This is a genomic window from Bacillus methanolicus, assembly GCF_028888695.1.
GTDB lineage: Bacteria > Bacillota > Bacilli > Bacillales > Cytobacillaceae > Bacillus_Z > Bacillus_Z methanolicus_B.
Window position 1 is genome coordinate 150,638 of sequence record NZ_PNFF01000001.1, and the last position, 22,145, is coordinate 172,782.

Sequence of the window (22,145 nt, forward strand, 5' to 3'; positions counted from 1 at the left end):
ATGCCGTTACAGGACGTAAAGGTAACTATTGACTTAAAAAAACCTGCGGGGCTTTTTGGTCTTGGGAAACCACTTATTCTTGCTGAAAAGGCAGGCGCAAGCGCTATTAAAAATTATAGCGATATCACAGCGGTAAAAGCTGATTTCGCCGAAAATACAAATGCCTATAAAAAAGCTGCGGCAGTTTTTGCTCAGAAACATCGACCAGCAAATTTGGCTATTGCAACATATGATCCTGCCGCGACAGGTGAGGGAGCAGTAAAAACTGCTAAAGACGCAGTTGAAAAGTATTATGACCATGACTGGTTTTTCCTCCTTACTGCAGACGCTGAATTGACCGAACAGATTGAAGTTGCTGACTATGTGGAGGGAAAAAAGTTCAAAATGTATGTGGTAAAAACCACCACGGCTGCAGATCGTAACGCTTTCAAAACAAAAGCTTATGATTTTGTCATTGATTTCTATCATCCAAAAGCAGAGGAGCAAGCGGATGCAGCGTTAGTCGGTGAATTGGGTAGTCAAACTGTCGGATCAATTACTTGGAAGTTTAAAACACTAACTGGCATTACCCCTATTGAAGTAAATGCTGATGAATTGAACCTTATACACGAGGATGGGGCTATTGCTTATGTCACCAAAGCTGGTATTCCGCAAACTAGCGAGGGTATTGTTTGTAGCGGAGAATATATCGATGTAATGCACGGGTTGTCATGGCTTAAGGTAGACGCAGAAAACAGAATCCAATCCGCATTTACAAACAATAAAAAAATTCCATTTGACCATCGAGGAATTAGCCTTTTGAGCGGACAACTAACAACAACATTCCGACAAGGCTACTCACAAGGAATTATTGCTGAGGATGATGACGGAAATCCTTTATACACAATTATTGCCAAATCTCGAAGCGAAGTACCTGCGGAGGAGCGCGCAGCACGTATCTACAATGGTCTTTTCTTTTCTTTAGAACTTGCTGGAGCGATTCATGGAGCAAATATTACAGGAGAAGTATTAGTATAGGGGGAGTAGAACATGGCAAGAACATATGATCCGAAAGATGTAACTGTGGTATTGGATGGTGTATTCATCACAGGCTTCCAAGAAGGGTCTTTCGTACAAGCGTCAAAAGATGAAGAAAATTTCAGTACAAAAGTAAGTGCGCAGGGCGAAGTTGCTGTTGCGTTTTCCAATAATCCGTTGGGAACCATTACTCTTACTTTATCGGCTACATCACCTTCGTTGCCTTATATTAAACAAAAAGCGAAGTCTAAAACCCCTTTCCCTATTTGGGTAACATACAGCGGAGATCCGAAAGAAGTTTCAGGAGGAACAGAAGCTCTTATCAAAAAGGCACCAGATAAAGAATATGGGGATGAAGTTGGAGATCGTGAAGTAGAGATTCAAGTCCTTGACTATACAGAAGAGTGATTTTGATGACAACAAAGAAAATCAATAACTTAACTAGGCAGTCCAATAGGGCTGCTTTATTAAATTTACATTACAAGGGAGAGATGTTTAAAATGCCAAAAATCGGAACTCAAAAAACAATCACAGTCGAAGGAATCGAATACACTCTGCAACATCCTGGAACTCGTGAATATTTACGAATTCAGGATCGTGCTCAAACAGAAACAGGCGTTCCTTCTACTGAAAAATTAGCAGAAGAATTGTTCAAGCATGTCATTGTGAATCCAAAAGTTTCTTTTGAGTATTTCGACGAGCATGAAGGTTTTGAAGAGGTCCTTAAAGAAGCTATGACCTTTCTTAGAACAGGAAAATAATAACCTAGACAAAACAACCTTACGACAGGAAGTTGAAAGGGAATGGTGGTTTTGGCGACCCATTGTCGCCAAAGTCATTAGTTATACAGAAGCAACTCAAATGTCTAAACGGCAGCTTATGAAGGCAAATATGGCCATGGATATTCAAGCGGAAAAAGAGGAACAAGCGATGAAAAAAGGTAGCAAAAAAAGATAAGAAGGAAAGGAGGGAAAGCATGGAACAACTCCGCGAATTAACGGTCGATATAGGTTTTAATGCCGACAGCTCCCCATTGAGTGAAATAACAAGAGAAATGAGTCGGTTTACACAACAAACAAAGGGAGCAAGCTCCGAAGTCGTTAAAATGAGCGCTGCAACACAGGCCATGAAGGCAGTAAACAAAGGGCTCATTGATGAAACTAAAGCATTAAATTCACAGCTTAGTCGTCAAAGCGATTTAATACGTCAGCTGGCAAGAACGTCCGGTATGAGCGCTACTCAGCTTGCGGCTGACTGGGCAGACATGTCGAAAGAAATGAAACAATCTATGATTCGAAACCATAATGATATGCGAAAATATCGCAAAGAACTAATGTCTGTCAGACACGATATGCGCAAACTTGGCATGCAGATGGGTCATTATACCGGTTCCACAAATGATTTCATGAAAGAAATCAACAAACTAGGAAAAGCCCATAAAAAAATCACTGATCAAATGATCAATAGTAATCTCTCTATGCGGCAAAGTCTTATCCAGACTGTCGCTACTATGTCGGCTATGAGCGGACAAAGTGAGAAAATCAGCGCCAACTATGACCGAATGGGCAATGCTGTGTACCTTGTAAACAAGCCTTTGCTTGCCATCACGAGTAATCTAGAACGTATGGCAAGACAAGGGAATGCAGCGTCCTTAGCTCTTCAAATGCTAGGGCCGAACGCAAGCATGAAGGCATTGCAGGACCAAATTCGATTGATTAACCAAGGTATCATGCGGCAACAAGCGGTAGTAATGGCGGCTAGCGTTGCATGGCTGGGCTTCACAGCAATCATGGCTCATGCAGCATTAGGGCCCGATCCGACGGAGATACGAAAACAACAGCAGGAACTGACCAGGATTTACCGTGAAGAGTGGCAAAAACGGGTCGATGAAATCTCTCACTTTGTCGGATTGTTTGAAAAGGTATCTGTACCGAAAGTAAAAGGTTCTGACCTTACAAAAGCTTTAAAAAGTCAGTTAGACGCAATCAAAATTTGGCGCACTAACTTACAAGGTCTCATCAAAAAAGGCGTAGACGAAGGACTTATTCAGGAATTACAAAAAGCGGGTCCAGCTGCTGCAGGTCAAGTAAAAGCCTTAAACACCATGAGCAAACCGGAACTTGATAAATATGTTGCGCTATGGCGTGAAAAAATGGGGCTTGCGAAACAGCAAGCAACTGATGAATTAGCAAAATTAAAACAACAAACAGACGCGAAAATAAGGGAACTTCAAAACAGCCTAACTCCATTAGGGAAGTCTTGGGAGAGGTTTAAAAGCACATGGGCTGACGCGCTTAAACCATTTGTTGATCTATGGGGTCAAATAGCCTCGAAGGTGGTTGATTTCGGCACGACGATCGGTAAATTTGTTCAAAAGCTGAACGAAATAAGCCCATGGATTACGAAGCTAGCGGGGATGTTCTTATATCTAGTTGTTACGTTTACATTATTGCTTTCCCCATTAGCGATAGGAATAGGTTACTTTATGGGATTAAAAGCGGCCTTTTCTGCGGCTTGGGTTATGATTAAACCATTAGTAACAGGTCTAGCGGCGATGAGCGGAACAGTTTTCCTTGTATCAGCGCTTGTTCTTGGTTTAGGAGTAGCCCTTTACCTCTTATGGACACGTTCAGAGACATTCCGAAACGCCGTGATAAATGGCTGGAATGCAATAAAATCGGCTGCTATTTCTGTATGGGGATTTATCAAGCCATACATCAACCAAGCCATTTCTGCTGTAGTCGGATTTGTACAAGAAAAAATGGCAGCGTTAAAGACTTTTTGGGATCAAAACGGCTCACAGATCCTGCAAGCGGCCAAAAACGTTTGGACACCTATCCAAGCTGTAATTGTCGTAGCAGCAAAGACGATTTGGGCTGTTATGAAGTTTGTCTGGCCATTAGTTCTTTCGCTGATCAAGTCCGTCTGGGGCAATATTAAAGGCGTAATTAATGGTGCTCTAAACGTCATCATGGGTCTTGTCAAGGTATTTTCCGGCTTGTTTACCGGTGACTTCGGTAAGATGTGGGAAGGTATAAAACAAGTCTTTTCTGGAGCAATTCAATTCATCTGGAACTTTATCCAGCTTTCCATGTTCGGAAGGGTACTCGGAGCTGGAAAAGCGTTCGTCGTCGGATTTAAAAATGTCTTTGTGGCGCTTTGGAATGGCTTGAAATCTCTATTTGTCGGTGGCGTCAGAGCTGTATGGAGCTTTCTTGTAAAAGGTTTCACCGGCATGAGGAATGCGTCAAATACCATTCTTACCGGTTTAAAAAATACAGCATTAGGCATTTGGAACACCTTACGAGGTGGCTTGTACGGTCTTATTTCTCGTATTGTAGGGAGTGTAAGAACCGCATGGACAACAGCAAAAACCAACACAGTCAATATGTTCAACAGCATTAAATCAGCAATAACGCAACGATTTAACGATATTGTTGACGCGGCAAAAGCCCTGCCAGGCAAGATTGGATCAGGAATAAAAAGCATGGCCGGAAAAGCGCTAAGCGGTGTTAAACACTTAGCGAATACGCTTGTTGGAGGACTTGCACAAGGAATCAACGGTGTTACTGGTGGTATCAACTGGGTATTAGACAAAATTGGAGTAGATAAGAAAATACCTACATGGACTCCACCGAGATACGCAAAGGGTACTAATTACCATCCTGGCGGTTTAGCAATCGTCGGTGATGGCGGCGGCCCAGAATTAATCCGTACACCATCCGGGCAAATCGGGCTATCGCCTGCGAAAAGTACGCTTGTTAACCTTCCAAAAGGTTCGGAAGTTTTACCACATAGAGAAACACAAGCATTATTGAAATCAGGCTTAATCCCTGCTTATGCGAAAGGTATTGGTACAAAACTAAAAAGTGTTGCAAGCAAAGCTGTCGATACCGCAAAGAATGTTGCAGGAAAAGCTTGGACAGGAGCAAAGAAAGCGGTTGGAAAAGCAAAAGATTTAGCTTTAGACGTATGGTCTTATATTGACAATCCTGGCAAACTCATGAAGAAGGTTTGGGAGCAATTCGGAGTAAAAGCACCAAGTGTTGCTGGATCCTTTGGTGACATTGGTAAAGGTGCTCTTACTATGATAAAAGACAAAGCAATAAGCTTTGTGAAAAAGAAGTTAGAAGATATTGGATCATTTGCGGGTGGATCTGCCGCACCATCACAAGTAAAAGCTTGGATTATACAAGCGTTGAAAATTACTAAGACACCTTTGTCTTGGTTGCCAGCGTTGTTGTTGAAGGCTCAAAAAGAGTCAACTTTTAATCCGAGGGCTATAAACCTATGGGATTCTAATGCAAAACGTGGCACACCATCGAAAGGTTTAATGCAGGTTATTGATCCGACATTTAGGCAATACAAATTGCCAGGATTCAATGATATTTGGAACCCAGTTCACAATACAATTGCCGCAATCAGATATATCAAGGCCAGATATGGAACAGTCTTTAATACACCTGGAATAAGGTCAATGAGAAGGGGCGGCCCGTACAGAGGATATGCTGCCGGAGGTATTGCAACCAAACCGCAGTGGGCGACTCTTGCAGAGAATGGCTGGAAGGAGTTTATAATTCCGACACAGCCGAGCATGAGAAAAAGAGCCCTTGCTTTGTTGGCGCAGGCAAATGCTGAACTTGGTTACACTCCGAGCAGAGAAAAATCTAGCACAAGCAACACTTATACACCATCTATAAGCGGAAGCGTTGGAGGAAGAACTTACACAGTTCATTATGCACCGCATGTTGAGATAAAAGTCGAAGGGAACCTTGACGCTAACACAACACAAAGTCTGAAACAAGAATTTCAAAAAATGTTGGATGAACATTACAAAAAGCTGAATGATTTATTCGGCTCCGAGGTGGTTTACTAATGGCAAGGCTTGGCAAAGTGAACCTTATCATAGAATCAGAAGGCGATAACAGTTCAATAGAAGCCACTTCCTATCCTGCTGAAAAAGGCATACCTTATACCGATCACGTTCAAGAAAAGCCGGACGAGTTTACGCTCTCCGGCTATATTATTGGGAAAAATTATCAATCTGATAAAGAATACTTAAAAAAAGAAATGAAAAAAGGAACGATTATGACGTATGTTGGGCGAAATATCGCCAAAAACGTCATTATTTTAAGCATTGATGGAAATGTTGATTCTAGCATTGCGAATGGTTCGGCAATTTCTATCAAATTACAAACTATTAGAATTGCAAATACATCCTGGGTCAGCGTGAAAAACAGCGGCAAGAAAAAGCCAGTATCGAAAAAAACAACAACAGCTGTTTATCATGTTACAAGGCGAGGCGACACATACTGGGAACTATCCAAAAAGTACGGTACTTCTATTGCTCAATTAAGGGCATGGAATAAGTACCCTGACAAGAAAATTCCTGTCGGCGTAAAATTGCGCGTGAAATGAGGGTTCTGAATGCGTGATTACATTCTAATAGACAAAGAAAATTTACCCGAACAATTTGAAATTGATCTAGCCAATGAAACTTATGTTTTAGAGTTCAATTACAATAAAACTTACGACTTTTTTACAGTCGATCTTTACGATATTAATATGAATCCTATTGTTCTAGGCGAAAAATTGGTTATCAATATTCCGTTATGGAGCAATATAACCGACAGCCGATTACCTGCGCCTTCTCTTGTTCCAATGGATGAATCGGGGAAAGCGGAACGGATCACATATGACAATTTTGGTGAAACGGTTTTTCTTTTCATTGATGATACGCCGGAGGATGAAGAAAATGGCGACTAAACAGCTATTTGGGCGCGTGGTCAAGGTTCATGTTGAAAGCGACAAATATAAAGCCGATTTTTCCGGTGATAATCTTCATATCGAGTTTGAAGTTCCATTTGACGATGATGAAAAGCCAAACCAAACAGAAATTCGGATATTTAACCTTTCCAAAACTTCAATTAGCCGAATTATCAAAGGAGCTTCCTGTACCTTACAAGCCGGATATCGTTCAGATTATGGAGTTATAGCGCAAGGGAAAATTACTAGCGTTTACACAAATAGAGAAGGTGTAAACAAAATTACCATCATAAAGATGCTAGAAGGTCAGGATTATTCCGGCAAAAAAACAAAGAAACCTATTACTTTCAAAGCCGGAACTAAAGCAGATGTAATTATTAAGCGTTTGGTTCAAGTTCTAGGGATCCGTTTGGCAGAAATGAAATTGCCAAAGAATGTGGTTTATAAAAAAGGCTATACCGTAACCGGAAACATCATGAACAATCTAGTCGAAGTCGTGAGAGATTCCGGGGCTTCTATGTATTGGCGAAAAGGTAAGATGATTATTCGTTCAATCAAAGAAGGAACGGACGAGCGTTTTCGTTTAGAGGAAAGTACAGGATTAATCGAATCGCCGGAAGCATTTGAGGAAGATGGTTACAAAGGCTATAACGTCAAATCATTGTTGCAACATCGTATTACAACAGCAAGTATTATTGAAATACGATCAAAAACAGCAAACGGAAAATATAGGGTCAAAAAAGGGAAGCATATCTGCAACGGAAGCGACTTTATAACGGAAATGCAGGTGATCTAATGGCCAACGATGACAAATTCTTTAACAATTTAATCCGGGAAATTGGTTTAAATATTTATGTTTCTGCACCTGCAAGGGTCGTAAATGTTTACGGTTCAAAAGCCGATGTAAAACCGTTATTCAAAACAAAGGATATAGACGGAGAAGTGAAAGAGCTGGCGGTTATTTTAGGAGCTCATATTCTGAAACATGTCGGGCCTGTGAATGTTGGTGATGTTGTTCATTTGAATTTTACGGATCGGGCTTTAGATAACATGAACGGAAATCAAACATTTGATCCTGGTTTTACGAGATTGCACAGCATGAATGATGCTGTCATTGTGGGGGTGTATCAATTATGATTGCACCTAAACTGGTAGACGGTGATCTTGTCGTCGAAAATGGCGAATTAGTCATGATAGATGGGGATGAAGAACTCGCTCAGTCCATTCGCTCTATTTTAGAGACGAGGAAGGGCGAGTTTTTTTTAGAACCAGAACATGGCTTGTCTTATGAAAATTTGCTTGGAAAGAACACAAACAAAGAAGCACTTAGAGACGACATAATAGAAGCTGTTTCACAAGAACCTAGAGTCGAATCTATACCAGACATTCAAATTATTGATGATCGAAAAGCAAGAAAAAGGAGCGTAAAACTTACTATCCAAAAAGAAACAGGTGAATTAGTGGAGATAGGGGAGGTGGAACTCGGTGGGGTTGGATAAGTACGGATTTAAAAGAAAAACTTACGATGAACTATTGACAGATATGGAAAATAAAATGCGCGGGCTCTTTGGTGAAAATGTAAATCTTTCACCGAGAAGCCCGTTTGGTCTTATATTAAGGCTTTTTGCCTGGGCGCTTTCTCTTGTGTGGGAACTAGCGGAAAAAGTCTATTATTCCGCATATGTGAGCAAAGCGGAAGGGGTTCAACTCGATAACTTAGCGGCAAATAAAGGGTTATCGCGAGAACAAGCCTCCGAATCAACGGTTGAACTTGTTTTCACAGGACAGCCAGGATTTACGATTCCGGAACAAACTCAATTTTCTACTGCAAACAATATATATTTCTTTCTCATTGAAGATGTAACACTAGACAGCAACGGAAACGGTCAAGGAAGGGCGGTTTCGGTAGAAAAAGGGATTCATACAAATGTTGGGCCTAATACAATCACCATTCAAGCTGAACCGATGGAAGAAATCACATCGGTTACAAATCCAGAGCCGGCGACAGGTGGCCGAGACGAAGAAACATACGAAGAATTTAGAGAACGCTTAAAAATTTCTCCTTCTAAGGGTGGAAAAGCAACAGTTCCGGCTATCATTTCGAATCTAAGGGAAACAGACGGAGTTATTTCTGCAAATGCAGTCATCAATAACAAAAATGTGCCAGATCAATATGGAAACCCTCCCAAATCGGTTCATGTTTATGTTTTAGGCGGTTTAAGAGACGAAATAGCGGAAGCCATTTTTGATGCCGTAGCAGGCGGAATTGAAACAGTCGGGCAAGAAATGGTTTTGGTTGAAGATATCAGCGGGGAACAGCATGAAGTACGGTTTGATTATGTCGATGAAGTGAACATTCGGATACAAATTTCATTGCAAACCAATCCTACTTTCCCTGTCGATGGTGAAAAACGAATAAAAGATGAATTGATTAAATTCATCGGTGGAACGGATAGCAACGGAATCTATTGGATCGGTCACAATATGGGTCAAGATGTTATTTATTCCAAGTTATTTAGAGTTATTGATTCAGCAGCCGATGGAATCGAAGATATTTCTCTATCCATCGGAAGGGATGGCGGCGCTTTAGCAAACGAAAATATAGAGATTGGCCCACATGAAACAGCTAAGACACGCGTCGATTTAATCGAGGTGACAGTTACATGATTAATGAATGGCTGTCAAAGCTTACGGATCATTACAAGAAAGACCCAAATTCAAACATCGGAAAGCTTCTATCGGTTGTTTATGATGAAATCGAAGAATTAAAGAGCACTTTTCTAAAGATCGAGGAATGGCGAAATATCAATAATGCCGAAGGAACAACGCTAGATTTAGCAGGCGAAAACGTAGGACAACCGAGAGGAAAAGCGACAGACGAAATTTATCGCGTGATGATCCGGGGGAAAGAGGCGCTTAATCAATCGGACGGAACGATCAATAAAATTATTGAAGTTTTATCTAAAACGCTTGATTGTAAACCATCTGATATAAATGTTTTCTCTGTAAAAGAAACAGAAGAAGATGATGAACCTGCGGCATTAATCGTGAAAAAAGCGCCATTGGAAGCACTAAATAAAGTCGGCATGACTCCTGGACAATTCGTTCAAATCGCTGAAAGGGCAGCAGCCGCAGGTGTTCGCGTTGCAAGTGTAAACCTTGAAGGAACTTTTAGCTTTGCAAGCGGAACCGATATCGAAACAAGCGAATTCGGTTTTGCTGATATAGAAGGAACGATTGGCGGTACTCTTGGCGGTGTATTTATGTCAGCTGATGATTATGAATTGCCTATTTAGGAGGTTGATAAAATGCCATTTGACCAAAATAATTTGCCGGAATGGAATGCACCAGGCGTTGAACCGCCGCAAAGTAAAAAAAATAGTGGATGGGGGCCGGGTGAAAAACCTCCTGGTGATTGGTTTAACTGGTTTTTCAATAAAACTTACAATGCTTTGAAATCGCTATTTACAAACGCACAGCACAAAGAAGAAAAAGGACAACCTAACGGTTACGCTAGTTTAGATGAAAATGGAAAAGTACCATCCAATCAGCTTAGTTTAACAAAAAATCAAGTCGGGCTTGGGAACGTCGATAACGTAAAACAAGCGTCAAAAACCGAATTTGACGCTCATAATAATGATAATGTCCGACATGTCACACAAGCGGACAAAGACAGATGGAATGGCGCACTCCCGGCATCTAGTTATACAGCTAATGATGTTCTAAACAAAATAAAAACAGTAGACGGCTCCGGAAGCGGATTGGATGCGGATATGCTTGACGGAAAAGATAGCAGCGCTTTTGCACAAAGCGCTTTTTCAAGTGTCAAAGTCGGTGCTACTACCGTTTCAGCAGACAGCCCGAACGATACAATTGAAATTGTTGCCGGATCTAATGTCACAGTAACACCGGACGCGGCGAATGACAAAATAACGATTGCGGCAAATGTTCCGGTTTCTAGCGTAAACGGAAAAACTGGATCGGTAAATCTTTCACATACAGATGTTGGCGCGGCTCCGGCAACACATAGCCATGCCATTGCAGATGTGACAGGATTGCAAACAGCTTTAGATAGCAAAGTTCCTTCTTCTGATGTGGTAACGACACCTGCCGCAAACAAAATACTGAAACTTGACGCTAATGCAAAACTTCCGGCTTCTATCACAGGGAATGCCGATGGAAACGCGGCAACAGCTTCTAAATTACAAACGGCTAGAACAATTTCATTGTCCGGGGATGTAACCGGATCAGCTTCATTCGATGGATCAGCGAATGCAACCATTTCCGCAACATTAGCGAACAGCGGAGTAACACCGGGAACATATCCGAAGGTAACGGTTGACGCAAAAGGTAGGGTAACAGGCGGTCAATTATTGTCTGCATCCGATATTCCAAGCCTAGATTGGAGTAAGATCACAAGCGGAAAACCGACAACATTGGCGGGTTATGGTATTACGGATGCGATCCCGACAAGCCAAAAAGGTACGGCCAACGGTGTTGCTTCACTTGACGGAAACACAAAAGTTCCAACATCTCAATTGCCGAGCGCAAGTACAAGCGCGGCGGGGATTGTTCAATTAAACGACACAACAAACAGCACATCTACAAGCCAAGCGGCAACGGCGAACGCGGTTAAACAAGCAAATGATAGGGCGGTTAGTGCGGAAAATAACGCCAAAAATGCAAGTCTCCCAAGAACGGGAGATACAAATGTTGAAATATCAGTAAAAAATGCTCTTAATGTCTCTGGATACAGAACATCTAATACAGAGGTTTCGAATGCTAATAAATGGACAAGATTATGTAGTTTAAGAGTTACCGCGCAATACGGTTATGTAGTTGCTGATATAGATTTATTGTCAGGACATGATGGTAGCGCAACCGCAAAATTTGCGACTGTTTATGTGAGATTAAAGCAAAAAAATCCTATGGGGCAATCTCCATATTGCCAATTAGTAATTAAAACGGCTAACGGACTCACTTCTAATGATATTAAAGGTGTTGTAACAGCTAATAGCGCAACAGAAACCATTTTGGAATTATGGGCTAAAATTCCGTGGGGATATGAAGAAATTCATTTTTATCCTCAAAACTTAATGACAAGTAGCGGTTCTTTTACTCCTTTTGAATTACAAGCATTTTCCGATACTTTACCGACAGGGACACAAGTAAATGCAGATGTTATTTTTGAAACACCAAACGGCGCTCAAGCCAAAGCCAACCAAGCAGAAACAAACGCTAAAAACTATTTTAATAGTCAAAAGGGTGTACCAAACGGCGTTGCAACTCTTGGGGCAGATGGAAAAGTACCTGCTTCTCAATTAAACATTAGCATGACAGGTTCAGCGATCAGTATTACAGATAACGGAAATTATTATACAAGTGCAGATGTTGAAGGCGCGTTGCAAGAAATCGGGCAAACACTCAACGCAATGCGTGGCGATTTAATTACGTCAGTCAATAACATTTTGAATATGTGAGGTGATTCGTAATGCCAACAAGAACGGATGTAACAATCGTCAACCAAGCGTATGACACATCGGGCAACGGCGGGCGTAAGTTGGTAAGATTATCAAATGGTTGGTTGGTTGCGGCAGTTTCTCAAAATTCATCTCAACCAAAAACAATTTATCTTTACAAGTCAACGGATAATGGTAATACATGGTCACAATTATGTTACATTCAGCATACTAGCGGAGGAATAAATGATGTAACCTACCCTTCACTAGCTAGCAAGGGTAATTTTGTTTATTGTACGTTTGTGCGAAACAATAACGTTTTTTGCGCTGTTTCAATAAACGCTGAAACACAAACTAATACGAATGTTTATACTAACAGAGTAGAAATATACACAGCAATAACAGATGCCTACAATTCATCTATTGCTATTAACGGAAATGAAATACATGTAACCTATGACGCAGTCGTTCCTTCGTTTCCGAATTCACGTAACATTTTTTATGTGAAAGGTACGATTAACGCTGACGGAAGCGTGACGTGGGGTGCGGTGGAGCAATGGACAACGGCTAATAATAATGGTTCAGATTTTAAAAATCCAACTATACAAATGCACGGAAATATTCCGATGGTATTCGCCGAAACTCCGTGGTTGAATGTTACTCAAACAGGCGCATCTTTAGGTTCTTCTTATCGAGGAATTATTGTTTTAAAACGTGACAATACATTAACCACTCATACGGGAAGTTATTTGAATGGCTCGCTTATTTCATTTAAATATGTGTATTCAAACACAGGAGGCTACACCCAATCCTCACCATCCGCATGTGTCGATAAAAACGGGCGGATATGGGTGGCGTGGAGTGGTACAGATGCAACGGATAGTAGCGTAAATAATATTCGTGTTGCTTATTCGGATGACGGTGGCGTAACATGGTCAGCGATGACGAAATTGACGAGTGGAAATAGTTATAGTCAAGACAGACCTTCTATTACAGTAAACAGAAATAATGAAGTATTTATAGTTTGGCATGGTAGAGATGTCTCGGACGTTCGCACAGATATTAGAATGATTAAATATTCGAATGGTTCGTGGGGAAGTATTTCTACTGTTTCCGCAGGAACAACAAACCATAAATACTATCCGTCAGTTTTATTTGATACAACACTTGATTTTTCTACACCGTTATTTATTTATCAAGATTTACAAAGTGGAAAAGTCGGCTTCTACGGAACATGGACAATTACAACTATTTCCGTCACACCGGGTTACATCGGACAAAAAACGTCAGCCGATAAAAGCAATATTTTATCGTACTCCATCACGACAGACGGTACGATGTCCACTATCACCGAAAAAATCAACGGTACAACCATCGCAACACGAACGAATCCAACAAACGGACAGCAATTTACCGTTAGCTTATCGCAAGCCCAATGGGACGCGATTAAATACGGCAACGCTCATACGCTCACAATCGAAATGGGTAGCGATACGTGGACATATACGTTTGATAAGCGTTTGAACGCCAACGATGACATATTAAGCGCGGTGAAAGGTGTACAAGATTTACAAAGTCATTTGAATGGAATTAAAGCACAATTAGGATCAGCGATTCGTTCGAAGGGCGGAACGGTGAATGATACGGATGCGTGGAGTGCGTTTGTGAGTGCGGTTAGTAATATGCAAGTTAAAAGATGGGCGAGTGGTTCGACAGCTACCGTATCAAACCTAACTAAAGTAACAATAAACAACTTAACTTTTACACCTTCGCTTGTTTATATATATACTTTATCAGATAACGCTTATTACCAAGCAGGAATCGTTACAAATACAAATTTACAAGCAAAGTTTCAAGGTTCATTTTACGATTCTGTTGGTTATGCCAACGCTGCAGGATATGCCTATCAAACAGCCGACACGAAAAACAATATAATTACCAATGGTTTTGAATTTACAAATTTAACAGGCGGTTCATCTTCATTTTATTGGGTTGCTTACGAATAGGAGGGGAGTAAATGAAATATATCGGAAGAAAAATTTATTATGATAAATCAACAGGAAATGTAATTTTAGATACAGGTGAAATGATAGGCGCAGTTGTTGAAACAACAATCGAGCAGGATTTTGAAACATACGAAGCATTAAAAGAACGTGTTCGTGATACTGTCGGCGTTATTCAGCTTGAATACGGCCAATATGCGGCAGATTTTGCTCAATGCAACGGATACCGAGTGAATCCGCAAACGTTAGAATTAGAGTTTTCATATCCCGATCCAAACCAACCTACACAAGAGCCTGTTTTCGTGAAGCCATTAACAGAACAAATCGCGGAAGTTAGAAGCGAAATAGATAATGCGATTATCGAGCTTACAATGGCTATTGCAATGCAGGGAGGAGGTGCGTAATGTTCAACGAAAATTCAGTCGTCGTTCAAGCATGGGTGAGGAAAATTCGTGAAGGGGCGGTGACATTTGATGATGTTCCGGCTCTTTCTAATTTGCGCGATATTGTTCGCGACATTTTGGATCATAAGAAAGGGGAGGAAGCAAATGTTTAACGAGAATAGCGTTGTGGTTAAAGTGTGGTTTACAGCTGTCTTATCGGGGACTTATAAATACTCTCAAGTGCCGAATTTATCAAACTTACGCGAAGTAGTTGGCGAAAAATTAACCGCGATAGGTTACGATATTAATAATGAGAATGCGTAAGTAAACTATATAGAAGCAAACCAAACACCTCAGAAGGTGTATTTTTTATGCCTTTTTACAGAAAGATTGGGGGTTCAAAATTGGAGCAAAAGGATTACGAAAGAATTGCCACATTAGAGACCCAACTAGCGGCATTATCGAAAAGTCTTGAACGTATCGAAAGTAAATTGGACGCGTATAGCGCAAATTTTTTAACAAGAAACGAAGCCGATATTCGATTTAAAAACATAGAAGATGAGATGAAAGAAGTTAAGGAAAATAAACGAGCGAATCTTTCATTATTAGTGAGCGTCGCAGCGGTGGCTGTCACTTTTGTTTTTTCGTTATTAACTTATTTAAAAGGATGATGGTAGATGGAAGCAATTCTTTCGATTGAATTTACGGCATATTTGGCGTTGGCAGTACTTCTTTATGCTATCCGTCAAGCTACAAACCTTTCAAATCGCTATATCCCGATCGTTGCGGTTGTACTCGGCGTTGCTTTCTCTATCCTAGAAAGCGGCGCTTTTTCTTTTGAAGTTCTAGTCAGAGGCCTTCAATTCTCTTTGTATGGCGTTGGTTCTGTGGCAACCATTAAATATGCAATTGAAAAAGGGAATGGTGAAAAAAATGACAATAGGGCTTAAGGAATTGTTGGAGAAAGCAGAAAAAAAGTTAGCCGGCGTCCATCCTACTGTTTCAGCAAAAGCGCGTCAATTAATCTCGTTGGCATATAAAGAGGGAATCAACGTCATCATTACCCAAGGACTTCGCACGATCGAAGAACAGAATGCCCTTTATGCGCAGGGCAGAACTAAGCCCGGAAAAATCGTCACGAATGCACGTGGTGGCTATTCATATCATAATTTTGGACTTGCCTTTGATTTCGCCGTGCTGAATGCTGACGGCAGCGTGAACTGGAATGTTGATGTGAAATGGAAGCGTGTCGGACAAATCGGAAAAAGTCTAGGTCTCGAATGGGGAGGCGATTGGAAGGACTTTAAGGACTATCCTCATTTTCAGATGACGTTCGGGCTATCCCTTGCTGATCTGCGGGCAGGAAAAAGACCAAATATAAAGGAGGAAACAAAAGTGGCTGGATATCAATTGAGCGAACAAGAAAAGAAAATGATCGAAGAACTGAAAAAGTTAGGTATCACAGATGGGAAAAATCCAGAGCGGACAGTGAATCAGCTTTATCTTTGGAAAGTGGTATATGCTGTTATTAAAAGTATTAGAGAAGGAAAGATAAAATAAATTTGGATAACCCCTGCCTATTAGGTGGGGGATTTTTTTGTTTTTGGAAGGAATTTCAATTCTAGTGGAGAATAAACAATAGTTGGGAGGTGGGGCATATGTTTAAAGTTTTAGGAAAATTGCGGTGCGGCATTTGTTCTGAGGTAGTTGAAATAGACGATAAAGTGTTCCTGGACCAGTTGAATACTATTACACACCAAAAATGTTATCACAAAACCTCAACACCACAAATTCCGATTAAAGACGAGGGCACGTTCAGAAAAATGCTCTTTAAATATCCTTTTTTTAAATAGAAAAGCCCTTCTCACTCAAGAAGGGCTTTTTTGATATTTTTCTTTTCTGTCCTCCATGCAAATCTTTTTCCCGTTTAATAGCAAAAATTTTTATAAATAGGTTTATAAATTAATCGAAAAATGTATATTAATAGACATAGAGTTTAGTGTCGAATATTTAAAAATCTTAATTATTTAATGGCATTTCCTGTAGAAAAAAATCATGTTATAATCTAATTTGTCCACAATATCCACAATGTTTATAGACTACGATATTAGAAGAAAAATATGAAAGGAAGCTTTTATATAATGGGTGATAAAGTGATATTGAACTTTGATGAGTCTGGAAATATGGGAACAAAAGGAAAATATTTCACAATTGCTTGTATAGAATCAAAAAATATAAAACCATTATCAAATGTAATGAAAAAAACAGTTTTAAAAACTAAAAAGACCTTTGCTGAATACCAAAATTGCAGGGAAATTAAGGCTAAAGATTCTTATCCAGCGATCAAAGACTATTTTCTAAGAAAAATCGCTTCTAAAGATATAAACATTAGATATATTGTTGCAGATCTTGAGCATGTAAAACAAGAATTAAAAGATGATGAAAATCTTTTGTATAATTACATGTTACAATTTTTAATTGTTCCAGTTGCAAAACAATCATCTGTTTCCAGCTTGGTAATTAATCTAGACAAAAGAACTATAAAAGTTAAATCAACAAACTCGTTTGCTGACTATATAAAAATAAAGCTTAATTATGAGCTGGGTTGCAATGTTAGTGTTGAGGTAAATTACATAGAATCGCATAACTCATATGCAATACAAGCAGCAGATTTTGTGGCAAATGCAATTAATACTAAATATGAGTTTGGAAAAAATTATTACTATGATTTAATAAGTAATAAAGTCGTTCAGAGAGAGTTATTTCCTTACAAGAATTTTGGTCAGAATAAAGTAGTGAGTTTTTAAAGCATTTGCAAATTATGGATATATATAAATTTTATTAAAAATGTTTACATCTAAAAAAAACTGTTGTATTATTTCAGTAGTTAAAGTTATCGGCGCAAGTAAACCCTAAAATAACGTGTGATTGTTTGAACACATAAACTGCCTATTTGTGGTAGTCGTTGTTTAGGTTTTGCGCTTTATCACCCATTATATATAAAAATTTTGTGGACCATGTATAAATGGTCTTGTTTTTTTAATAATATTTAATAATGTAGAGTAAGCCCTATATAACGTGTGATAGTAAATTACACATAAGCGGTCTGTTAAGGCAGCCGTTATATAGGCATCTACTATTATATACAGGGAAGAATCCCCTTCTTTTATGCAGAGGGGGGATTTTTTCTTTTTTTGTAGGGTTTTGGAACCAAATGATGTATTAACAATTTTAAATATCCTTTTTTTAAATAGAAAAGCCCTTCTCACTCAAGAAGGGCTTTTTTGATATTTTTCTTTTCTGTCCTCCATGCAAATCTTTTTCCCGTTTAATAGCAAAAATTTTTATAAATAGGTTTATAAATTAATCGAAAAATGTATATTAATAGACATAGAGTTTAGTGTCGAATATTTAAAAATCTTAATTATTTAATGGCATTTCCTGTAGAAAAAAATCATGTTATAATCTAATTTGTCCACAATATCCACAATGTTTATAGACTACGATATTAGAAGAAAAATATGAAAGGAAGCTTTTATATAATGGGTGATAAAGTGATATTGAACTTTGATGAGTCTGGAAATATGGGAACAAAAGGAAAATATTTCACAATTGCTTGTATAGAATCAAAAAATATAAAACCATTATCAAATGTAATGAAAAAAACAGTTTTAAAAACTAAAAAGACCTTTGCTGAATACCAAAATTGCAGGGAAATTAAGGCTAAAGATTCTTATCCAGCGATCAAAGACTATTTTCTAAGAAAAATCGCTTCTAAAGATATAAACATTAGATATATTGTTGCAGATCTTGAGCATGTAAAACAAGAATTAAAAGATGATGAAAATCTTTTGTATAATTACATGTTACAATTTTTAATTGTTCCAGTTGCAAAACAATCATCTGTTTCCAGCTTGGTAATTAATCTAGACAAAAGAACTATAAAAGTTAAATCAACAAACTCGTTTGCTGACTATATAAAAATAAAGCTTAATTATGAGCTGGGTTGCAATGTTAGTGTTGAGGTAAATTACATAGAATCGCATAACTCATATGCAATACAAGCAGCAGATTTTGTGGCAAATGCAATTAATACTAAATATGAGTTTGGAAAAAATTATTACTATGATTTAATAAGTAATAAAGTCGTTCAGAGAGAGTTATTTCCTTACAAGAATTTTGGTCAGAATAAAGTAGTGAGTTTTTAAAGCATTTGCAAATTATGGATATATATAAATTTTATTAAAAATGTTTACATCTAAAAAAAACTGTTGTATTATTTCAGTAGTTAAAGTTATCGGCGCAAGTAAACCCTAAAATAACGTGTGATTGTTTGAACACATAAACTGCCTATTTGTGGTAGTCGTTGTTTAGGTTTTGCGCTTTATCACCCATTATATATAAAAATTTTGTGGACCATGTATAAATGGTCTTGTTTTTTTAATAATATTTAATAATGTAGAGTAAGCCCTATATAACGTGTGATAGTAAATTACACATAAGCGGTCTGTTAAGGCAGCCGTTATATAGGCATCTACTATTATATACAGGGAAGAATCCCCTTCTTTTATGCAGAGGGGGGATTTTTTCTTTTTTTGTAGGGTTTTGGAACCAAATGATGTATTAACAATTTTAAATATCCTTTTTTTAAATAGAAAAGCCCTTCTCATTCGAGAGGGGCTTCTTAAAAAATCTTTTCCAGCACAACAGCATCTTTTATAACAATTTCATTATCATCTAAGCCGTCGTCTTTATTTGTTAATTCGTTCCCCCCGATTATGTAGCAGTGCCATGTAGCAAATGGCCCTTCAAAATCTTTGTAAGTTTCAAGGTTCCAAGCTGATGTTCCATCCAGCAATGGTAGTGATTCATATTCTTCTGTTCCGTATTCGGGAAATTCTCTTTCATCTTCTCGATCGAGGTTGTGTCTGCTCGGCTCACATATCTCGCCGATCTCTCTTTCTTTATCCTCAAACCGAATTCCTAAGTACCAGTACTGATCTTCAAATTTTTTTAACGCTTCCCTACATTGCTTTTCGATGTTCATTTCTCATTCTCCTTTCCTTAACCTCAATTATATTATACAATTATATAATTGTATAGTTAATAGTCAATTTAAAAATTCTTTTAATTTGTCCAAATCTTCTTTCCAAAAAAGCTGGACTTTTCCTTTTCCTGATCCGGATTCTTTGACTGGCTTAATATTGCCTTGTCGTAAATGGTGCTGAAAAGCCACATTGGATAGTCCGACATAGCTTTCTGCCTCGCGTCTCGTCATAAGCTGCTCTAAAAATTCTTCTTTAGTCATCTTCATTGTTGCTATCCTCCAATATGGGCTTAAAGTATTTTTTTTCGGCTTCTATTCTTGCTTTTATAGCATCTTCTTTGCTATCAAAGTATCCAAGTGTGATCTGTTCTCCTTTAAAACCGATGTAAGCGCGCCATTTTTGGCGACTCTCCATCCAACTTACGCCTTTATGCCCACTTTTATTATGTTTGTGTAGTTTAGCTTTTAACGCTGTTTTTCTTGTCCCGTTCAAACGATCTTGATTTATATGACGTTTAACCCCAACATCTCTTTTACTAGCTCGTTTACAACCGCAACTCTTGTAATGACCTGCCCGTAGCGACGCCCCTGTTACAAAAATTGTGTTCCCACAAGCGCACCGACACTCCCATAAGAGTGTGTTATTGTTGCCGCGTTTATCACTTAATCTAACGACAACAAGATCACCAAATTGTTGTCCTGTTAGATCAATCCTTTTTGAGTCGACTCGTTTAACCACGGTACACCTCAAATACATACAGATTTCGGCGCCCAAAACTTATTTACAATATCAATTTTTACCGCCAAAATGTTTGACGCCGTTCCGAGCAATCTTCCAAGCGTTGTTCATAACAGACTTCTTTGTTAATTTCATTTCTCATTTCCCCTTTCCTTATTCTAATGACATTATACATTTATATAATTATATAGTCAAGAGTTGATTTTATTTTTCACGATATAAAATAATCCCTTCTTAACCGAGAGGGGCTTCAAATATAAAAACACACCCACTCTCTATGAGTGGGCTCCTTTATACCTTTGGTTCTCCATATACTTCTTTCATGGCCACATCCGATACAATCCATGTTCCTTCTGACTTCCGTGCAAGTTTTTGTTCAGCATATTTCACGAGAGGCCCATATTTGCAAGAATGACGGATTGTTCCTGGTTTCAAATCCCATCTTTTTTCCGCCTCACGAGCTGTCATCCAAGTGAAGGCAGTTGCTGTTTTCCCCGAGTGAACAAACGCTCCATAGAAAGAATATCCTCCGTTGATGTGAAAGTATTTTTCTTCCGTATCGACTTTTTCGACTTCTTCGGAGTATGCGGACATGAATTTTTGAACAAGCATCTCTGGAACATCTTGCGCAAAACGTTGAAACAACATGAGAACGCTGAATCCGTTTTTCCAATTTGGTCCGTATAGTTTGTCAAGAGCCGGTTTTTCGAAAGCTGATCCTTTCTCAAAATCATGAACACGCAAGATCACACCGAGCCAAAACAAACACTTCCGAGTATCCGTATAGCCTGCTGCTTCAAAGTGATGATTGGCTACTATGTCGAAGCCTTCGTAGTATTTCATGCTGTCACATCTCCTTTCCAATTGCTCGTAATTTGACCGTTCTCAATACGAGCAAACAAATATCCATCGTCTGAAAGATTGTCACGGATATAACCGTTCAATGTTCCGGCTTGCAGTAACACTGTATACGGCGGATTTGCTGCATAATAAATATCAACAGTTGAACCTTCTACAACAAATGCCGGCATTTCAAAATAGAAACCCACGTCATTCAAAGCTCTGACAACATCATCGATGACATCTTGACGCGCGTATACAGCGACATATCGACCTTCTACGTACTCATTTCCCCAAGATAATTCTTCGGCAACACGTACATAGACATTTCCGTTTTCAGCAACAGTTTGAGCGCCAGGAACAAATCTCTCAAGTGTACCATGTGCAACAGTGTCATATGTTCCTGCAACGTATGGGAAACCATCATTTTTCGGAACACCTTCAAAGGATTTCCGGTATAGAGAACCTGCAAACGAAAACACCTTCACGTCATCCTCGAATTTCTCAACAACTGCTCGAACATCAGAAATTTTCCATCTTTTCATTTTTCATTCCCCTTTTCATATTTTTTAGATCGCCTCCCCTTTTCGGTTCATCGGCGCTGATAATCACTCGACTTCTACATCTACAACAATCTTGTCATCTGATGTTTTGTCATTCATCCCGTAGTAGCGAACAAACACATTTTGAATGTCGCCCTCATCAACATATTTGTTGGATAGGCGAAGTTCGACGACTTCAATTCCACCCATTTCGCTTCGGTTTTTCTCTTCGATGTCTGTCCAACCGTCCACTTCATAGAGTTTCTCTGTGACTACATCCATGTAGTCAACGACATCACGTAACTCAGCAGCAGTAATTTCAAAGGTTTTTAGTGTTTTCATTTCCGAT

Annotated in this window: 29 protein-coding genes; 22 read left to right on the forward strand and 7 right to left on the reverse strand. The window is 39.1% G+C overall.

Going from position 1 to position 22,145, the window contains the following annotated elements; genetic code table 11:
• From C0966_RS00760 to C0966_RS00865, 22 genes are all read left to right on the forward strand, one after another.
• The gene (locus tag C0966_RS00760; protein ID WP_274853262.1) at nt 1-1,017 is read left to right on the forward strand and encodes a DUF3383 family protein; all 1,017 of its coding nucleotides are present in this window, start codon (nt 1-3) and stop codon (nt 1,015-1,017) included.
• Between the two features lie 12 nt (nt 1,018-1,029).
• Nucleotides 1,030-1,425: a phage structural protein gene (locus C0966_RS00765; protein WP_274853263.1), complete on the forward strand. Its 396-nt coding sequence runs from the start codon at nt 1,030-1,032 to the stop codon at nt 1,423-1,425.
• Nucleotides 1,426-1,430: 5 nt separating this feature from the next.
• Nucleotides 1,431-1,778, forward strand: coding sequence for a hypothetical protein (locus C0966_RS00770; protein ID WP_274853265.1), 348 nt, complete (start codon nt 1,431-1,433; stop codon nt 1,776-1,778).
• A 215-nt stretch (nt 1,779-1,993) separates the two neighbouring features.
• Entirely contained in the window at nt 1,994-5,893 is a 3,900-nt protein-coding gene (locus C0966_RS00775; protein WP_274853267.1) for a transglycosylase SLT domain-containing protein, read from the forward strand.
• Complete coding sequence (locus C0966_RS00780) at nt 5,893-6,435, forward strand: lytic transglycosylase (RefSeq protein ID WP_274853268.1); 543 nt, start codon at nt 5,893-5,895, stop codon at nt 6,433-6,435. Before C0966_RS00775 ends, C0966_RS00780 begins: the two co-directional genes overlap by 1 nt.
• A gap of 9 nt (nt 6,436-6,444) precedes the next feature.
• The gene (locus tag C0966_RS00785; RefSeq protein WP_274853269.1) at nt 6,445-6,783 is read left to right on the forward strand and encodes a phage baseplate plug family protein; all 339 of its coding nucleotides are present in this window, start codon (nt 6,445-6,447) and stop codon (nt 6,781-6,783) included.
• Nucleotides 6,773-7,579, forward strand: a complete 807-nt coding sequence (locus C0966_RS00790) for a phage protein (RefSeq protein ID WP_274853270.1) — start codon at nt 6,773-6,775, stop codon at nt 7,577-7,579. The genes C0966_RS00785 and C0966_RS00790 overlap by 11 nt, the downstream gene beginning before the upstream one ends.
• Entirely contained in the window at nt 7,579-7,920 is a 342-nt protein-coding gene (locus C0966_RS00795) for a hypothetical protein (protein WP_274853271.1), read from the forward strand. Before C0966_RS00790 ends, C0966_RS00795 begins: the two co-directional genes overlap by 1 nt.
• Nucleotides 7,917-8,282: a DUF2634 domain-containing protein gene (locus C0966_RS00800; RefSeq protein WP_274853273.1), complete on the forward strand. Its 366-nt coding sequence runs from the start codon at nt 7,917-7,919 to the stop codon at nt 8,280-8,282. Before C0966_RS00795 ends, C0966_RS00800 begins: the two co-directional genes overlap by 4 nt.
• A complete protein-coding gene (locus C0966_RS00805; protein WP_274853274.1) occupies nt 8,269-9,450 on the forward strand; it encodes a baseplate J/gp47 family protein in 1,182 nt (393 codons plus the stop codon). Before C0966_RS00800 ends, C0966_RS00805 begins: the two co-directional genes overlap by 14 nt.
• The gene (locus tag C0966_RS00810; RefSeq protein WP_274853276.1) at nt 9,447-10,079 is read left to right on the forward strand and encodes a hypothetical protein; all 633 of its coding nucleotides are present in this window, start codon (nt 9,447-9,449) and stop codon (nt 10,077-10,079) included. The genes C0966_RS00805 and C0966_RS00810 overlap by 4 nt, the downstream gene beginning before the upstream one ends.
• A gap of 12 nt (nt 10,080-10,091) precedes the next feature.
• The gene (locus C0966_RS00815; RefSeq protein WP_274853277.1) at nt 10,092-12,263 is read left to right on the forward strand and encodes a phage tail protein; all 2,172 of its coding nucleotides are present in this window, start codon (nt 10,092-10,094) and stop codon (nt 12,261-12,263) included.
• 281 nt (nt 12,264-12,544) lie between these two features.
• A complete protein-coding gene (locus C0966_RS00820) occupies nt 12,545-14,248 on the forward strand; it encodes a hypothetical protein (RefSeq protein WP_274853278.1) in 1,704 nt (567 codons plus the stop codon).
• 11 nt (nt 14,249-14,259) lie between these two features.
• Entirely contained in the window at nt 14,260-14,649 is a 390-nt protein-coding gene (locus tag C0966_RS00825) for a hypothetical protein (protein ID WP_274853279.1), read from the forward strand.
• Entirely contained in the window at nt 14,649-14,801 is a 153-nt protein-coding gene (locus C0966_RS00830) for a hypothetical protein (RefSeq protein ID WP_274853281.1), read from the forward strand. The genes C0966_RS00825 and C0966_RS00830 overlap by 1 nt, the downstream gene beginning before the upstream one ends.
• Complete coding sequence (locus tag C0966_RS00835; RefSeq protein WP_274853282.1) at nt 14,794-14,952, forward strand: hypothetical protein; 159 nt, start codon at nt 14,794-14,796, stop codon at nt 14,950-14,952. Before C0966_RS00830 ends, C0966_RS00835 begins: the two co-directional genes overlap by 8 nt.
• 47 nt (nt 14,953-14,999) lie before the next feature.
• Complete coding sequence (locus C0966_RS00840) at nt 15,000-15,299, forward strand: hypothetical protein (protein ID WP_274853283.1); 300 nt, start codon at nt 15,000-15,002, stop codon at nt 15,297-15,299.
• A 6-nt stretch (nt 15,300-15,305) separates the two neighbouring features.
• Nucleotides 15,306-15,578: a hypothetical protein gene (locus C0966_RS00845; RefSeq protein WP_274853284.1), complete on the forward strand. Its 273-nt coding sequence runs from the start codon at nt 15,306-15,308 to the stop codon at nt 15,576-15,578.
• A complete protein-coding gene (locus C0966_RS00850; protein ID WP_274853285.1) occupies nt 15,562-16,188 on the forward strand; it encodes a M15 family metallopeptidase in 627 nt (208 codons plus the stop codon). Before C0966_RS00845 ends, C0966_RS00850 begins: the two co-directional genes overlap by 17 nt.
• A gap of 98 nt (nt 16,189-16,286) precedes the next feature.
• Nucleotides 16,287-16,481, forward strand: a complete 195-nt coding sequence (locus tag C0966_RS00855) for a hypothetical protein (protein WP_274853286.1) — start codon at nt 16,287-16,289, stop codon at nt 16,479-16,481.
• Between the two features lie 288 nt (nt 16,482-16,769).
• Nucleotides 16,770-17,435, forward strand: coding sequence for a DUF3800 domain-containing protein (locus C0966_RS00860; RefSeq protein ID WP_274853287.1), 666 nt, complete (start codon nt 16,770-16,772; stop codon nt 17,433-17,435).
• Between the two features lie 735 nt (nt 17,436-18,170).
• Nucleotides 18,171-18,836 carry a DUF3800 domain-containing protein gene (locus C0966_RS00865; RefSeq protein WP_274853287.1) on the forward strand — a complete coding sequence of 222 codons (666 nt, stop codon included), beginning with the start codon at nt 18,171-18,173 and terminating at the stop codon, nt 18,834-18,836.
• Between the two features lie 476 nt (nt 18,837-19,312).
• Here C0966_RS00865 and C0966_RS00870 read toward each other — a convergent pair whose 3' ends face one another.
• The 7 genes from C0966_RS00870 to C0966_RS00895 all read right to left on the reverse strand — a co-directional run bounded on the left by C0966_RS00870 (nt 19,313) and on the right by C0966_RS00895 (nt 22,138).
• The gene (locus tag C0966_RS00870) at nt 19,313-19,675 is read right to left on the reverse strand and encodes a hypothetical protein (RefSeq protein WP_274853288.1); all 363 of its coding nucleotides are present in this window, start codon (nt 19,673-19,675) and stop codon (nt 19,313-19,315) included.
• 63 nt (nt 19,676-19,738) lie between these two features.
• Nucleotides 19,739-19,942 carry a hypothetical protein gene (locus C0966_RS00875; protein ID WP_274853289.1) on the reverse strand — a complete coding sequence of 68 codons (204 nt, stop codon included), beginning with the start codon at nt 19,940-19,942 and terminating at the stop codon, nt 19,739-19,741.
• Nucleotides 19,929-20,414 carry an AP2 domain-containing protein gene (locus C0966_RS00880; RefSeq protein WP_274853290.1) on the reverse strand — a complete coding sequence of 162 codons (486 nt, stop codon included), beginning with the start codon at nt 20,412-20,414 and terminating at the stop codon, nt 19,929-19,931. Before C0966_RS00880 ends, C0966_RS00875 begins: the two co-directional genes overlap by 14 nt.
• A gap of 51 nt (nt 20,415-20,465) precedes the next feature.
• Nucleotides 20,466-20,549 carry a hypothetical protein gene (locus C0966_RS18625; protein WP_425535929.1) on the reverse strand — a complete coding sequence of 28 codons (84 nt, stop codon included), beginning with the start codon at nt 20,547-20,549 and terminating at the stop codon, nt 20,466-20,468.
• A gap of 156 nt (nt 20,550-20,705) precedes the next feature.
• On the reverse strand, nt 20,706-21,257 hold the full coding sequence (locus C0966_RS00885) for a helix-turn-helix domain-containing protein (RefSeq protein WP_274853291.1): 552 nt from the start codon (nt 21,255-21,257) through the stop codon (nt 20,706-20,708).
• Nucleotides 21,254-21,799, reverse strand: coding sequence for a hypothetical protein (locus tag C0966_RS00890; protein ID WP_274853292.1), 546 nt, complete (start codon nt 21,797-21,799; stop codon nt 21,254-21,256). The genes C0966_RS00885 and C0966_RS00890 overlap by 4 nt, the downstream gene beginning before the upstream one ends.
• Nucleotides 21,800-21,862: 63 nt before the next feature.
• Nucleotides 21,863-22,138, reverse strand: a complete 276-nt coding sequence (locus tag C0966_RS00895) for a hypothetical protein (protein WP_274853293.1) — start codon at nt 22,136-22,138, stop codon at nt 21,863-21,865.
• Nucleotides 22,139-22,145: the final 7 nt, after the last annotated feature.